At 52.5% G+C, this 14,662-nt stretch carries 13 protein-coding genes and 8 tRNA genes; 4 read left to right on the top strand and 17 right to left on the bottom strand.

What is annotated here, in order from left to right; all coding sequences use genetic code 11:
- Positions 1 to 28: 28 nt before the first annotated feature.
- The 6 genes from EIZ37_RS02125 to EIZ37_RS02100 are packed head-to-tail and all read right to left on the bottom strand — an operon-like array spanning position 29 to position 6,863.
- The gene (locus EIZ37_RS02125) at positions 29 to 1,447 is read right to left on the bottom strand and encodes an aldehyde dehydrogenase family protein (RefSeq protein ID WP_134682913.1); all 1,419 of its coding nucleotides are present in this window, start codon (positions 1,445 to 1,447) and stop codon (positions 29 to 31) included.
- 17 nt (positions 1,448 to 1,464) lie between these two features.
- Positions 1,465 to 2,823 carry a 4-aminobutyrate--2-oxoglutarate transaminase gene (gene gabT, locus EIZ37_RS02120; RefSeq protein ID WP_134682912.1) on the bottom strand — a complete coding sequence of 453 codons (1,359 nt, stop codon included), beginning with the start codon at positions 2,821 to 2,823 and terminating at the stop codon, positions 1,465 to 1,467.
- Positions 2,824 to 4,119, bottom strand: coding sequence for a peptidase (locus EIZ37_RS02115; RefSeq protein ID WP_407921108.1), 1,296 nt, complete (start codon positions 4,117 to 4,119; stop codon positions 2,824 to 2,826).
- Between the two features lie 14 nt (positions 4,120 to 4,133).
- Entirely contained in the window at positions 4,134 to 4,811 is a 678-nt protein-coding gene (locus EIZ37_RS02110) for a 3-oxoacid CoA-transferase subunit B (protein WP_134682911.1), read from the bottom strand.
- Positions 4,793 to 5,494, bottom strand: coding sequence for a 3-oxoacid CoA-transferase subunit A (locus EIZ37_RS02105; protein WP_134682910.1), 702 nt, complete (start codon positions 5,492 to 5,494; stop codon positions 4,793 to 4,795). The genes EIZ37_RS02110 and EIZ37_RS02105 overlap by 19 nt, the downstream gene beginning before the upstream one ends.
- 16 nt (positions 5,495 to 5,510) lie before the next feature.
- Positions 5,511 to 6,863, bottom strand: a complete 1,353-nt coding sequence (locus EIZ37_RS02100; RefSeq protein ID WP_134682909.1) for an aspartate aminotransferase family protein — start codon at positions 6,861 to 6,863, stop codon at positions 5,511 to 5,513.
- 150 nt (positions 6,864 to 7,013) lie between these two features.
- On the opposite strand from EIZ37_RS02100, the gene EIZ37_RS02095 reads away from it, so the two are divergent.
- Positions 7,014 to 8,561, top strand: a complete 1,548-nt coding sequence (locus EIZ37_RS02095) for a PucR family transcriptional regulator (protein ID WP_134682908.1) — start codon at positions 7,014 to 7,016, stop codon at positions 8,559 to 8,561.
- Here EIZ37_RS02095 and ablB read toward each other — a convergent pair.
- Entirely contained in the window at positions 8,541 to 9,383 is an 843-nt protein-coding gene (ablB, locus tag EIZ37_RS02090; protein WP_134682907.1) for a putative beta-lysine N-acetyltransferase, read from the bottom strand. The two genes, EIZ37_RS02095 and ablB, sit on opposite strands and share 21 nt — an antisense overlap.
- A gap of 366 nt (positions 9,384 to 9,749) precedes the next feature.
- Here ablB and EIZ37_RS02085 point away from each other — a divergent pair, with 366 nt between their 5' ends.
- The gene (locus EIZ37_RS02085; RefSeq protein WP_134682906.1) at positions 9,750 to 10,481 is read left to right on the top strand and encodes a glycerophosphodiester phosphodiesterase; all 732 of its coding nucleotides are present in this window, start codon (positions 9,750 to 9,752) and stop codon (positions 10,479 to 10,481) included.
- Between the two features lie 44 nt (positions 10,482 to 10,525).
- Here EIZ37_RS02085 and EIZ37_RS02080 read toward each other — a convergent pair whose 3' ends face one another.
- Positions 10,526 to 11,494: a TIGR01212 family radical SAM protein gene (locus EIZ37_RS02080; protein ID WP_235827869.1), complete on the bottom strand. Its 969-nt coding sequence runs from the start codon at positions 11,492 to 11,494 to the stop codon at positions 10,526 to 10,528.
- 164 nt (positions 11,495 to 11,658) lie between these two features.
- Between EIZ37_RS02080 and EIZ37_RS02075 the strand changes: the two genes are divergently transcribed.
- Together EIZ37_RS02075 and EIZ37_RS02070 are read left to right on the top strand one after the other, a co-directional pair.
- The gene (locus EIZ37_RS02075; RefSeq protein ID WP_134682905.1) at positions 11,659 to 11,850 is read left to right on the top strand and encodes a hypothetical protein; all 192 of its coding nucleotides are present in this window, start codon (positions 11,659 to 11,661) and stop codon (positions 11,848 to 11,850) included.
- A 45-nt stretch (positions 11,851 to 11,895) separates the two neighbouring features.
- Positions 11,896 to 12,195 carry a spore coat protein gene (locus tag EIZ37_RS02070; protein ID WP_134682904.1) on the top strand — a complete coding sequence of 100 codons (300 nt, stop codon included), beginning with the start codon at positions 11,896 to 11,898 and terminating at the stop codon, positions 12,193 to 12,195.
- A 58-nt stretch (positions 12,196 to 12,253) separates the two neighbouring features.
- Here the strand turns inward: EIZ37_RS02070 and EIZ37_RS02065 are convergent, their stop codons facing one another.
- The 9 genes from EIZ37_RS02065 to EIZ37_RS02025 all read right to left on the bottom strand — a co-directional run bounded on the left by EIZ37_RS02065 (position 12,254) and on the right by EIZ37_RS02025 (position 14,573).
- A complete protein-coding gene (locus EIZ37_RS02065; RefSeq protein WP_134682903.1) occupies positions 12,254 to 13,486 on the bottom strand; it encodes a glycosyltransferase family 2 protein in 1,233 nt (410 codons plus the stop codon).
- A 380-nt stretch (positions 13,487 to 13,866) separates the two neighbouring features.
- Positions 13,867 to 13,943, bottom strand: a tRNA-Glu gene (locus EIZ37_RS02060).
- Between the two features lie 18 nt (positions 13,944 to 13,961).
- A tRNA-Leu gene (locus tag EIZ37_RS02055) sits at positions 13,962 to 14,046 on the bottom strand.
- 17 nt (positions 14,047 to 14,063) lie between these two features.
- Positions 14,064 to 14,138: transfer RNA gene (locus tag EIZ37_RS02050), tRNA-Arg, on the bottom strand.
- Positions 14,139 to 14,165: 27 nt separating this feature from the next.
- A tRNA-Arg gene (locus EIZ37_RS02045) sits at positions 14,166 to 14,242 on the bottom strand.
- Positions 14,243 to 14,247: 5 nt separating this feature from the next.
- A tRNA-Cys gene (locus tag EIZ37_RS02040) sits at positions 14,248 to 14,322 on the bottom strand.
- 4 nt (positions 14,323 to 14,326) lie between these two features.
- Positions 14,327 to 14,402: transfer RNA gene (locus EIZ37_RS02035), tRNA-His, on the bottom strand.
- Between the two features lie 19 nt (positions 14,403 to 14,421).
- Positions 14,422 to 14,495: transfer RNA gene (locus EIZ37_RS02030), tRNA-Trp, on the bottom strand.
- A gap of 1 nt (position 14,496) precedes the next feature.
- A tRNA-Met gene (locus tag EIZ37_RS02025) sits at positions 14,497 to 14,573 on the bottom strand.
- Between the last annotated feature and the right edge of the window lie 89 nt (positions 14,574 to 14,662).

Below are 14,662 nucleotides of genomic sequence, written 5' to 3'. Positions count from 1 at the left end.
TGCTTTTCAGGCCCCGCTTCATTGCCCCTTAACGTTTGATGGCTACCAGCTTTAACTCGGTCATTTCTTCAATCGCATACTTGATGCCTTCCCTGCCCATTCCGCTTTCCTTTACGCCGCCATAGGGCATATGATCGACACGGAAGGTAGGAACATCGTTGACCATAACACCGCCTACGTGTAGGTCGTCTGCAGCTTGCAATGCGGTTGCCAGATTGTTTGTATAAATCCCTGCTTGCAAACCGAAGCGCGAATCATTTACAAGGCCAATCGCTTCTTCAATCGATTCGACTGGATTGATCAGGACAACGGGGCCGAATACCTCCTGGCAGGAAACCTTGGCATCCACCGGAACTCCGGTAAGCACGGTCGGCTGCAGCATGCGGCCAACGACTTCCCCACCGCATTCGACACGGGCGCCGCGTTCTTTAGCTTCTTCTATCCAGCTCAATGCGCGCTCTGTTTCCTGTGGTGTGATCATTGCCGAATAATCGCTATCTTCCTGCAATGGGTCACCGCCGCGCAGTTTTTTCGTTTCCCGGATAAAGCTTTCCAAAAATGCCGGGTAGCTGTCCTGATGTACGTAAATACGCTGTACCGAGATGCACACCTGCCCCGAATAGGCAAACGCTCCGAAAATACAGCGCGGGATCACTTCCTCCAGATTCACATCCCGGTCCACGATCACCGCGGAATTGGAACCCAGTTCAAGCGTCACGCGCTTCAGGCCGGCCCGGTTGCGGATCCCTATGCCGACTGCTGGGCTGCCTGTAAACGTGATCGCTTTGATGCGAGGATCTGTAACCAATTGATCTCCAATGGTGCTGCCGCTTCCGGTGATCACGTTCAGTGCCCCGGCCGGCAATCCCGCTTCCGCCGCGATTTCGGCTAAAAACAGGGAAGACAACGGCGTTTGTGAAGCAGGCTTCAGCACGATGGCGTTCCCGGCTGCAATCGCCGGTCCCACTTTATGGGCCACCAGATTCATCGGAAAATTGAACGGAGTAATCGCCCCGATCACACCGAGCGGTTCCCGTACTGTATAAGCAAGCCTGCCTTCGCCGCCAATGGCAGCGTCCAGCGGAATCGTTTCACCATGAATACGCTTGGCTTCTTCTGCCGCAAATTTGTAAGTCTGGATCGTGCGAATCACTTCGCCGCGCGCTGTCTTGATCGGCTTGCCTGCCTCCAACGCGATGATGCGTGCGGCTTCCTCCAGACGTTCATCAAACAAACGGGCGATTTTCTCCAATATGGCTGCCCTTTGATAAGCGGGCATTTTTCGCATGACTAGAAATGCATCCTGAGCGGCTGCGATCGCTCGTTCCACCACTTCCTGATCCGCAAGCGGCACCTCTGCAATCACTTCACCGCTGTAAGGGGAGCTCAACTGTGTGTATCGACTGCCTTCCACCCACTCACCGGCCAGATAAAACTTTTTTTTCATAACCCTCTCCCTCTCTGTTACGAATTGGGGGTGCACAACTCTTCCAATACGCTTTCCATCACCAGTAATCCTTCTTCCAACTGTTCGTCGGTGATCACCAGCGGAGAAAGGACGCGGATCACGTTGCTGTATAGCCCTGCGGATAGGACAACCAGTCCCCGGTGATTGCACGCCTGCACGATCTTGCCCGTCAGCTCTTTGTCTGGCTCCTTGCCCGCCTTATCTTTTACGATCTCGATTGCGCACATAGCGCCCAAGCCCCGGGCATCGCCAACTTGATGAAAGCGGTCGCGGAAGCTTTGAAACCGCGAGAGGATTTTTTCTCCGATGATTTGCGCCCGTTCGCACAAACGATCCTGCTCCATCATGTCGATCACGGCCAGTGCAGCCACACAGCCAAGCGGGCTGCCGCTGTAGGTGCCGCCGATTTCTCCCGGAGCAGGCGCATCCATGATTTCCGCACGCCCTGTCACGGCGCTGATGGGTAATCCCGCTGCAATGGATTTGGACATGACCACCAGATCGGGAACAACATCAAAATGCTCCATGGCAAACATCTTTCCGGTGCGTCCAAAGCCGGTTTGCACCTCGTCTGCAATCAGCAGAATGCCGTGCTTTTCGCAGATGGCTTTCACTCCTTGCACAAACTGCTTGGAAGGAGCGACAAAGCCTCCTTCGCCTTGAACAGGCTCCATGATAATGGCAGCTACCTCCTCGGGGGCAACCTCGCCCAGGAAAAAGTCTTCGAAGCGGCGCAAAGCTTCCGCATCGGTTTCTCCCGGTGTCATGGCATACGGAGCCCGATAATAATACGGGTAGTTCATCTTGTAGATCTCAGGCGCAAAAGGACCGAATTGATATTTGTACGGCTTCACCTTGCTCGTCAAGCTCATGGCCAGCAGCGTCCGTCCATGATAGCCGCGTTCAAAGGAAATGATCGCTTTTCGCCCCGTATATTTTCGCGCGATCTTGATGGCATTTTCCACCGCTTCCGCCCCGCTGTTGAGGAAAAAGGTCTTCTTCGCATGTGTTCCCGGGGTGATCTCGTTCAGCTTTTCCGCCAATTTTACGTAGGGTTCATACATCATGACGTTGAAGCAAGTATGAATGTATTGATCAAGCTGCTCTTTCAAGGCTGCGACTACCGCTTCGGGACGGTGTCCGGCGTTCATCGTGCCGATCGCTCCGGCAAAATCGATGAACGTGTTGCCGTCCACATCAGTGAGGATGGCCCCTTCCGCCTTGGCGACAAACGTAGGCGACGTGTTAAAAGGTCCGCGTGGAACGTTGGTCTCTTTTTTCGCTAATAGCTCTTTTGCAATCGGTCCCGGCAGCTCCGTATGTATCTGGATGAATTTGGTTTGCAATTGGCTCATTTACTGTTCCCCCTCTTCTGATAATCCACACCATTCGATCAAAGTGAGTGCGAGTATTTCCGCGCATTGGAAAATCGCTTCCAGCTCGATATATTCGTTCGGATAATGAGCTACCTGCGTCACACCCGGTCCGAACACGATCGCTGGAGTGTCTGCCAGCTTGGTTAACAGTCCGCCATCGGTTCCCCAAGGAGAGGCTTCAATGATCGGGTCCGTACCACATACCGTACGATACGCGTCTGTCAACAATTCCATCAACGGATGCTCCTCGCTTACCTCGCCTGGCACCCATCTCGCTCCGTACCATTCCAGCTCGACAGGTTGCTCGGCAAACCAAGGATCCTGCTCGGCCAGCTGCAACAAGGCTGTTTCCATCTCTGCCTTGGCGCTCTCCATCTCTTCGCCCGGCGCTACCCCCATACGTCCCTCTAGCGTCACGAGATCGGCAACCGAGGATGGCCATTTACCGCCCTCGATCACGCCGATATTGATCGGGATCGGGATCGGCAGCTTTTCATACAAAGGATCGGTGATGCGCTCGTTGCGCCTTTTCTCCAGTTCGCCAATGGCCTTCACGACGATCATGCTCTTCTCGATGGCGCTGACGCCTTCATAGCGAGTGCCGCCATGGGCCGAGCGCCCTTTTACCCGCAGGCGAAACCACATAGAGCCTTGCTGCTTGGGGAATATTTTCAGATTGGTGGGCTCTGGGACTATTGCGGCATCGGCTCGGTAGCCGCGCAGGATCGTCGATAAAGTGCCTGCTCCTCCGCTTTCTTCTTCGACCACGCTTTGAAAGATCACATCGCCTTTTAACCTCACCCCTAATGCTTGCAAGGTTTCGATCGCCAACATGGCGGCCATGTTACCGCCTTTCATGTCCGTGGCACCGCGGCCATACAGCTTGCCGTCGATTACGGCTCCGCTAAAGGGGGAAGCCTCCCACTGTTTCTCATCCCCCGCAGGGACCACGTCCACATGCCCATTCAAAATCATCGAACGCCCGCCGCCAGTCCCTTTCCATATGCCGACAACATTGGGACTCTGGGCAAAATCATCACGAGGAGAGACAAAGTAGGGATGGTTCAGCAGTTCTTCTCCTCCCATGACCCACATATCCACCTCCAGTCCCATCGCAGTCAGGTGCGCTGCGATTTTTTCCTGGATGGATCGCTCCTCGCCTTGTACGCTTCGTTCTCGCACCCACTCCTGCAGCAGGGTCACTGTGGCTCCACGCTCCTGAGCGATCTGCGCACGAATCCGCTCTTGCCAAGGATGAATCAGTTGCTCTGTCAAGAGAACTCCCCCTTTCAGGTAAATGTCTTTACATCGCCTTCGATTTTCAACTGTGCTTCCGTCGCCCCAATGACCTCTGCTACGGTGTATGGTGCCATTACCTCACGCAGATACAGGCCATCCTCCTTCACTTCCATGACGGCCATGTCGGTGATGACCAGATCAGCTGCCTCCGTTGCGGTTAATGGCAGATTGCAGCTTTGCACGATTTTGGAGCGACCATGCTTATCCAGATGAGTGGTCAGCACCATGACTTTTTTCGCTTTTTGCGCCAATTCCATCGCTCCCCCCATCCCCGGCACCCGTTTTCCCGGGACGATCCAATTGGCAATGTCGCCACGCTCGCTAACCTCTAGCGCTCCCAATATGGTCATGTCGAGCAAGCCTCGGCGGATGATGGCAAATGCAGTGGCGCTGTCAAAAAAGGAGGCTCCCGTTTGCAGGGTCACCGGAAATCCGCCTGCATTGCACAGCATCGGATTTTCCTCCCCCGGAGCCGGACTCGGACCCGTGCCAAGAATCCCGTTTTCCGCATGAAAGAACACTTTTTTCTCCGCAGGAATGTAATCCGCCACCAACGTCGGAATACCGATCCCCAGGTTGATGATCATGCCGTTTTCCACCTCTTGCGCGGCCCTGCGCGCGATTCGCTCCCTGTAACCTTCCGCTTGTTTTACTTCTCCCACGCCCATCGCCAATTCACCCCCTCGCTTTGCACGATCAAGTCTACGAATACGCCAGGTGTCACAATCTCCTCTGGCGACAGCTCGCCAACCTCGACGATCTCGTCTGCCTCGACGATCGTCACCTCACCCGCCATTGCAACCAGCGGATTGAAATTACGCGCGCTCGTGTCATACACGAGATTCCCGAACCGATCCGCCTTTTTCGCATGGACGATGGCGACCTCAGCAGTCAGCGGTGTTTCCAACAAATACTCGCGGTCACCGATCCGGATCTTTTCCTTCCCTTTTTCCGCGATTGTCCCGATACCGATGTCAGAGAGAATCCCGCCCAGTCCGACACCTCCTGCCCGTACCCGCTCCGCCAGAATGCCTTGGGGGCAAAATTCCACTTCCAATTCCCCTGCTGTCATCTGTTCCCCTGCCCGCGGATTGGAGCCAATGTGCGAGGCGATCACTTTCTTTACTCGCTTCTCCGTGACGAGCTTTCCGACGCCTATATGAGGAAAAGCGGTATCGTTGCTGATGATCGTCAGCTCGCTGATTCCTTCATCCAGCATCGCTTGGATCAGCGTAGGCGGATTGCCCACACCGCCGAAGCCCCCGACCAAAATACTCATCCCTGAATGGAAATGACTCATTGCTTCTTCGATGGTAACAACCTTATTGAACGGATCGACTGTTCTTGTCATATGCCTACTCCTTTCTTCAGACTCTCAGTCCTTCTTTCGCCAATTCCGATTCGATTTCTGCCAGGACATCTGCTACGATGGCCAGCAGCTGATCAAGCTCTGCACGTTCAATCGTCAGAGGCGGAGCGATGATAATGGCATCGCCAGCCACCCCGTCCAGACCGCCGACTGCCGGATAGAGAATCAAGCCTTTTGCAAACGCCCGCTCCAATACCCGGTTGGTCACCCCTGCAGACAGCGGAAAGGGTCGCTTGGTTTCTTTGTCCTGCACCAGTTCAATCGCGCATAATAAGCCGAGACCGCGAGCTTCCCCGACGATGGAGAACTTCTGCTCCACTTTTTTCAGCTCTCCCAGCAAATACTCGCCTTCTTTTGCGGCACGTGCCACGAGCTGATGCTTTTCGATATACTTGAGTACGGCCAGGGAGGCGGCTGCCGATTGTGGGTTGGCACTGTAGGTGTGTCCCGCCATGATCGCCCCGCTGCCCTTCGCAATCGTCTCGATGATGTCCTCGGATGCCATCGCTGCCGCCATCGGGGTATAGCCGGCACTCATCCCTTTTCCCAAAGCCATCATGTCAGGCTCGATCCCCCAGTGATCCATGCCAAAGTTGCGTCCCGTACGTCCGATCCCCGTCATGACTTCATCGGCGATAAACAGCACCTGGTATTTGTCGCAGATTTCGCGGATTCGCCTGAAATAGCCTTCCGGGGGCACAATCGCTCCGCCCGATGCCCCTACGACCGGCTCTGCGATAAAGGCAGCTACATTTTCCGCACCGATCCGCACGATCGCCTGCTCCAATTCATCGGCGCACAGCCGTCCGTAGGCTTCTTCACTCAAATCAGCCGGTTTGCGGTACAGATAAGGTGTCTGCACAGCAGGGTAATCCGCCAAGAGCGGTACAAAGCGCTTACGCCGCAGCACATGCCCGGACATGGAGAGCGCCCCCATCGTAATCCCGTGGTAGCTCATCCATCGTGAAATGACCCTGTTTTTGCGCGCATAGCCTTTTTCCTGCCAATACTGAATCGCGATCTTCTGCGCAGTCTCTGTCGCCTCCGACCCGCTGCTGACAAAAAAGCTCCAGTTCACCTGTCCGGGAGCCAGCCCGGCCAGCTTTTCCGCCAGCTCTTCCACAGCATCGCTGCTAAATTGGGAGCGATACGCGAAGGACACCTGCTTCGCCTGTGCATACATCGCCTCGGCAATTTCTTCGAGACCGTGGCCAATGCTTGCCGTAACCGCGCCCGAGCAGCCATCCAGATAGGCTTTTCCGGCTTGGTCGTACAAATAGACACCCTTTCCATAAGCGACAAAGGGATATTGCTTCGCCAAGTCCGGCTTGATGACATAACTCCTTTTCATCCGCTCCACCTCATTCATTGGTTGTTATGCTTACTGTAGCGCAGCTTGAGGAATGCGACATTCTCCGGGTTGGCAAAAAAGAATGGAAAAGTGACGAAATTTTTTATACATTTTGTATAAACGATTCGTAGTATGGGGGATGGTCCGTAAATGGGTATTACAATCCGTGAAGCGCTGCAGCTGCCTGATATGGTCCAGACTCGCCTCGTCGCAGGTGAAAAAGGATTGGACAATGTAATCCGTTGGGTAACCATCGTGGAAGTGCTGGAGGATGCATCCCGCCTGACGGAAGGCGAATTTCTGATTACAACGGGCTTTGGCCTGGAGCAGGATCCCGATAGAATCCATCGCTTTATTCCGTCATTAGCGGAGCGTCGGCTGAGCGGAGTCGCCCTGCACACTGGCTTTTATTTGCGGGACATTCCCGCCGTACTTTTACAAGCGGCCGATGAATACCAGCTTCCGTTAGTCCAGATTCCGGTCGAAATGAATTTTTCCACAATCACGAAAGCGATCCTCACCCCGATCATGAATCGGCAATTTGAAACGCTGGCCTATTCGCAAGCCATCCATCAGCGGCTGATTACCGCGGCGCTTGACCAGGGGGGACTCCCCTCCATTCTGGGAGAGCTGGAAAAGCTGACGGGTGGACAAGCGGCAATTCAGGATTCGCTTGGGCATCGCCTGCAGACGGAGCATCTGCATGCCATGAAACAGCAAAAGGACATGACCAAAGAGGTACCTATACGTGCCCATCGTGAAACGTACGGAACCTTGCTGCTGACAAAACCTGTTCTTCAATGGCAGGAATTGGATGAGGTTGCGATGCAGCACGCTGCAACTTTGTGTGCGCTGGAATATGTAAAAGAACGAGCCGTTTCGGCGACCGAATGGCGTTTGCGGGGGGATTTGGCCGACGAAATTCTTCGCGGTCAGATTGCCAATGACAGTGAGCTTGAAACACGCAGCAGGATGCTCGGTTATCCGCTTGGCGGCGGGCACTTCATTGCGGCGCTTTGTGCGGAAAAAGTGGAAGATGATCATTTGCCGGGCATCCATCAGAAAATGAATCTCCTGCTAAAACGTCTGGCCGACCTGAGAGGCATCCGGTATTTGCAACGGGAACGCGCCAACCATCTGTTTGTCATTTTGCCGGATGAGAAGCGGAGTCTGGAATTACTGCAGGAATTGTCCCGTCAGTGGCATAAGCTGGCTTCCGAGCCTTCCCTGCGCATCAGCTACAGTCTGCCGCGCAAGCATCTCGCCGATTTGGCCAGCGCGGCGGAGGAAGCCCTGTTCGCTTTGCAGGCCTACCCGCTGTTGACGAACAGCCCCTCCGTCCTATCCTATGCCCAATTGCAGGGATACCAGCTATTATTTCCTTATCATCAGGAGCCTGATCGCTTGGAGCAGTTGTGGCGGCCATTATTGGAGCCATTGCTTGCCTATGACCGGAAAACGGGCCAACAGCTGCTGGAAACGTTAACCGTCTATTTCGCCCAGAGCATGAATGGGCTGAAGACCTCGCAAGCGCTGTTTATCCATCGCCATACGCTGAAATACCGCTTGCAGCAGATTGAAGCCAAAACGGGCTGCAGCTTGGAGGATGCAGCCGCTTGCTGGCAATTGCAGCTGGCACTGATGGCGCTTCGCTTGCAGCGCGTGCTTTATCCAGAGTTACTCCCAGACCGGACGTAGAGGCTTCACCCATATATTCATATCTTCAAAACCTGTTGCGATGATGCAATTGTTAATCAGCCGTCCGCGGTATTGAAAGCCTTGCTTCGCAGCCGTGATATTCATGGCAGCCGATTGAGCCCGCGTCAACGTGTACAAATAGTAAATGCCTTGCTTCTCCAGATGTTCTTCCAATGTGTGGAAAAGCGGCTGCAGCAGTCCTTTTCCTGCATGTGCCGGATGCGTGGCACAATCTGTCAGCTCGGCTGAACCAAAGGCTTTCGCAATTTCAGCCGAAGCAGCACAAGCGATTTCTCCGCCTTTTTCCGCAACGACATAGTACGTCCCTTCTGCCATCGTCTTTTTGACATAAGCGGGGTCATCCATGGGCGTGGGGTATGCTGAAAAAACCTGATGATATAAGCGAGCCAGCTGCTCCGCATCCTCTGGAGTCGCCGCCCGCATGCGGTATTCGTCCGGGAGTGCCTTCTTACTCGCTTCGCCCGCTTTTTGCAGGCTGACTCGCAGATTGGCTTCTGCCAACTCAGGAGCCCGAGAGAGACGGCGCTCTTCGCTCAGGAACAGGCTCAGCATGTAGGCATTTTCGCCTTGAAAAAAACCGTCTATTTTTCCCTCCTGCTGGTATCCCCGCTGCAAAAAATCGGGGCAATCGGCTTTTTTGGCGTAAATGATGATTTTATCGAATCCGTTCTCTTGCGCGATGCCCGCGAGCGCTTCGTGCAGCTCAGCGATTTGCTCAGCCTCGTAGGAAAGCACACGGATTCGTTCGTTATGGGGATCCATGACGATACCTCCACTGCTGATCTGCTGCTCGATACTCATGATCTGTCCCTCCTTTTGCCGAACCTACTTACAGACATTGTAGCACGGGGGCTCATAGCGTCATCGTTCAAAATGTACAATGTTTCCTTTCCATTTCTCTTCGCACCCATTGGGCTCTTTTGTGCATACAGATAAAGAAGATGGGCGAGAGGAGTGTACGTTGATGGATTCATCAAGCAGACTATTTCACGAAGACCATATGATCTTGTTGGTGTTGTTTGTCTTATTGGTGATTCTGTTTCTGGTTATCCAGGACTAATCACGGTTTTTCCCCCGACGCGTGAATCGGGGTGCTTTTCTTTTCTATTCATTGCATAAGGATGTAGGGATAGGTGGAGATTTGAAGAGCCAAAGGAGGAAACATCCATGAAGCCTCTCGTCTACGCACACAGAGGTGCCTCTGGCCGCTTCCCGGAGAACACACTTGAGGCATTTCGTGCGGCGATCAGACAGAAAGCTGATGGAGTCGAGCTCGATGTTCAGTTTTCCAAGGATCGAGAGCTGGTGGTGATCCATGACCATATGCTCAATCGGACGACGGATGGCATTGGTATCGTACAGCAGTTTACCTTCGCAGAGCTGCAGCAGCTTAGCGCGGGTGCATGGTTCGATCCGCAATATGAGCAATCGCGTATCCCCCGTTTGGAAGACGTTTGCGCTCTGCTTGCTCCTACTTCCTTGCGTCTCATCATTGAGTTGAAAAATTTTTTTATTCCCCAGCCAGGCTTGGAGGAAAAGGTAATCGCTACCTTGCAGCAATATGCGCTGAGCAATCGGACGACAATCTCTTCCTTCAATTTTGACAGCTTGCTCACAATCAAGCAAATTGACCCACAGCAAAAAACTGCCTTGCTCTACATAGGCGCATTGCAAAAGCCGTGGGAAATCGCAGCGCGCTACCAAGCACAGGAACTGCATGCTCCCAAAGAAGTCATTACCCCTTCACTGGTCAAACAAGCGCATCTGCATCGCGTACCGATCATTGCCTGGACGGTAAACAGCGAAAAACGGCTTCGCCAATTGTTCACATGGAAAATCGATGGCGTGATCACCAACTATCCGTTTCGAGCTCGTAAAATGAGAAATGTCCGCCGATGACAAAAAGCCTTCCGCTGAGTGAAGGCTTTTTGTCACGTGTCATTTCATTTTTGCGGCGTCCACAGCTTCCCCTGCCATGTATTTCGGCGGGCAAGCTCTGCATTGATCCCGTTGAGAACTTCCCACTTCCTGCGGCTCCACATGGGTCCTACCAACAAATCTGCCGGACCATCTCCTGTGATGCGATGGACAATCATTTCCGGCGGCAGCATTTCCAACGTATCCACTACCAGCTTCGTATACTCTTCCTGAGTCAAAAACTGCAAAAGCCCCTGTTCGTATTGTTTCATCATGGGCGTTTTGCGCAAGAGATGGAGCAGATGGATTTTGATCCCCTGCACATCAAGGCCGGCTACAGCTTTGCCGGTTGCCAGCATCTCTTCGTGCGTCTCTCCCGGAAGACCATAGATGATATGCGAGCAGACCCGAATACGATGCTTTCTCAGCTTCTCCACGCCCTCCAGGTAGCATTCGTAGTCATGAGCCCGATTGATCAGCTGCGCTGTTTTTTCATGAATCGTTTGCAGCCCCAGCTCCACCCATAAGTAGGTACGCTCATTCAATTCCGCCAAATACTCGACAACATCATCCGGCAAGCAGTCCGGCCGGGTCGCAATGGACAAGCCGACGACCCCCTCCTGCTCCAGAATCACCTCATACATGTCCCGCAATTCAGCGACAGGCGCATACGTATTCGTAAAAGCCTGAAAGAATCCAATGTACTTGGCTTGCGGCCATTTTTCATGCATCCGGTTTTTCACGTCATGAAATTGGCGCTGCAGATCCATCCGCCGATCACCTGCAAAATCGCCTGACCCCCTGGCGCTGCAAAAGGTGCATCCGCCTATCGCCGCGCTCCCGTCACGATTCGGGCAAGTAAACCCGCCATCCAACGGCACTTTGAATACCTTGTCGTGAAACATCTGACGAAGATGATAATTCCATGTATGATAACGCTTGTCTCCCCAGCACGGTGGCTGCTGCAAATCAAGCTGTCCTGCAATTGGGTTCACCCTAAAGCTCCTTTCGCTACACTAGCCGCTATTGTTCCATTATAACAATTTTTTCAACGGGCACGAAAAGCAAATCCTGTATCGTATAGGGCGGTGTGCTCTGTATCATATTAATCACTGTGCCCGCCAATGGCACCTGAACGAACCATAAAGGGGGATTCATCATGCCAAACCAAACTTTTGCTCCGCACGAATGTCTGGAAGTTCATGAGTTGGTTGGGTTTAAAGCGGTCTGCGTTGAAAAGGCACAGACTTATCTCCAGCAGGTTACGAATACGCAGCTGAAAACATTGATCCAGCAGGATATTCGTACTGCCCAGCAGCATATCCAGCAGCTGCAGCAGGTTTTCAGCTAATCGTATCCCTCTGATTACACTAACCTGAAGGAGGTATTCCCTTTTATGACGACAGCCACTCCTGTAAAAACCTTAACCGAAAAAGCGATTGCGTTGGATATGCTGAATAGTGCAAAGGCAGGCGTAATGGCCTATAGCCGTGCCATCAACGAATCGCAAAATCCACAGCTTCGTGCGGCGTTGGAAAGTCAATTGCGTGATGCGATCAACTTCCAGAATAGTGTTGCCCAGTTTGCGATCCAACAGGGCTACTATTCGCCACAGGTTCCTCCCCAACAGTTAGTTCAGCAAGACTTGCAAGAGGCGGCACGTGTCATTGGTCAAGCCAATCAAACCATGGCCTAAGCCACGTGACAAAAAGAAAAACCACAGGGGGCTCCTCTGTGGTTTCTCTTTCTTTTCGTTATTGCATTTCTTCGATCCGGATCGATCGCGTATGGACGGTATGACTCCACTCTTGATTGTTCTTCGTGAAGAAGGCGTAAATGAAGATCGGCAGCCACGTCAGGAAGAAAATCGGGAGTAGCAGTAAACCTAGGTACCCACGTAGCGGCACTTTTTCCAGGAACAAAGCCAATACAGGCAAAAGGTAAAACAGCGCCGTAGACCCGTAGACCGCCCAATCCGGGAGGTACGACACTGTATTGAACGTCCCCCACTCGAAGAATCGACCGATAAACAGGAGCGACATCAGGGATACGATCAACACATACATTGGCTGGAACAGATAAAACGCTGAGTCAAACATACCAATCCGGCGCTGCTTCACGCCGTTTTTCACAACGCTTCCGATGTAACGGCCAGCTACATCATAGTGACCCTGCATCCAGCGCAAACGTTGACGCATGGAAGATTTCAGATCAATCGGTTTTTCATCGTATACCTTCGTATCATGGCACCACGTCGGGTAAATGCCACGCTCGATACAGCGTGTAGCAAACTCCAGGTCTTCCGTCAGACTGGTTGCTCCCCAGCCCATCTCTTTCAACAGGTCGCTTTCGATGCAGAGACCTGTTCCGCCGAGCGTATTCGGGAGGCCTAAATTATGACGTGCCAATTGCCACATCCGATTGGTAAACCAGTAAGTAACCGCATAGGATAGGGTAATCCATGAATCAAATGGATTTTTGGAATCCAAGTAGGCTTGAATGACGCGAGCACCTTTGCAAAGACGATCGTTCATCGCCATCAGGAAGTTTTTCTCCACCAGATTATCTGCGTCAAACATGACGACCGCATCATATTGACGAGGCATTGCCCACAGGTTTTCCAGCATCCACTCGATACCGTACCCTTTTCCACGCTTCGACGTATCGAATCGCTCACATGCGTATACCCCATGCTGCCGGACGATTTCAGCAGTATTGTCAGTACAGTTATCGCAAATAACAAAGATATCGTACATTTCTCGTGGATAATCCAATTTTTTCAGGTTCTCAATCAACGGTCCGATTACGGCACTTTCATTGTGTGCTGCAATCAAGACCGCGAAAGTCTTCTTCGGTTCCGTTGTAATTGCTTCATTTTTGCGAAACAACCCTGCACAGGAAACGAGTGTTTGATACGTGCTGATGACTCCCACTGTCGTGCTAAATCCGATGAAAAGCCCCTCAATTAATTCTTTTAATGCGCTCATTTTTTCTTCTCCTCGACCTTACCATATATTCTCCTTATGGAAAGGCAGTGATAGTTCTTTTTTTCTCTTTCTCTCCCGAACTCTCAATTGAGTTTACATGAAACGATAGTACACTGCAATCGGACAAAAGTGGCAAAATCCATGATTTTCCGCGATCTAATCAACGAAAGGAACGTTTTTGTTGATTTATCACGATAAGTAATGCTGCTATCACCTTTCCCACGTTGCAGCCATTCTATTCCAAAGACCAATAACTTTGCAGAAAAAAAAGCCTTTTGCGATAAAGGCTTCGATGTAACCGTACAAAGAATCAGANCTTTGCAGAAAAAAAAGCCTTTTGCGATAAAGGCTTCGATGTAACCGTACAAAGAATCAGAAAATGGTGACCCGTAGGGGATTCGAACCCCTGTATGACAGCGTGAAAGGCTGCTGTGTTAAACCGCTTCACCAACGGGCCAAGTCTAGTATATATGTATGGTGCGGTCGGCGAGACTCGAACTCGCACGGGTCGCCCCGCCACCCCCTCAAGATGGTGTGTCTGCCAATTCCACCACGACCGCAATGCATGAACCTATAATGGCGAGCCTACCAGGACTCGAACCTGGGCACCTGGTTCCGGAGACCAGTGCTCTATCCTCTGAGCTATAGGCTCATTACTTTTGTTTGTGTATGAAAAAAATGGCGTCCCAGGAGAGATTCGAACTCCCGGCCCACAGCTTAGAAGGCTGTTGCTCTATCCAGCTGAGCTACTGGGACGCGTTTGGAGGGAGTACCCGGATTTGAACCGGGGCATAAGAGTTTTGCAGACTCGTGCCTTACCACTTGGCTATACTCCCAGAATGGGGCGATCGATGGGAATCGAACCCACGAGTGTCGGAGCCACAATCCGATGCGTTAACCACTTCGCCACGACCGCCATGATTCAATTGTAAGGTTGGCAGGGGCAGTAGGAATCGAACCCACACCAAAGGTTTTGGAGACCTTCGTTCTACCGTTAAACTATGCCCCTATGGTAGCGGTGGAGGGGCTCGAACCCCCGACCTTTCGGGTATGAACCGAACGCTCTAGCCAGCTGAGCTACGCCGCCATAGATTTAGTGGCGGAGAGTGAGGGATTCGAACCCTCGCTACGCTTACGCATACTAACGGTTTAGCAAACCGTCCCCTTCGGCCTCTT

Origin of the sequence: Brevibacillus migulae (assembly GCF_004521915.1) — a bacterium.
Classification (GTDB): Bacteria; Bacillota; Bacilli; order Brevibacillales; family Brevibacillaceae; genus Brevibacillus_F; species Brevibacillus_F migulae.
Note: the sequence above shows the minus strand (reverse complement) of the source record. Positions and strands in the feature narration are given on the sequence as shown.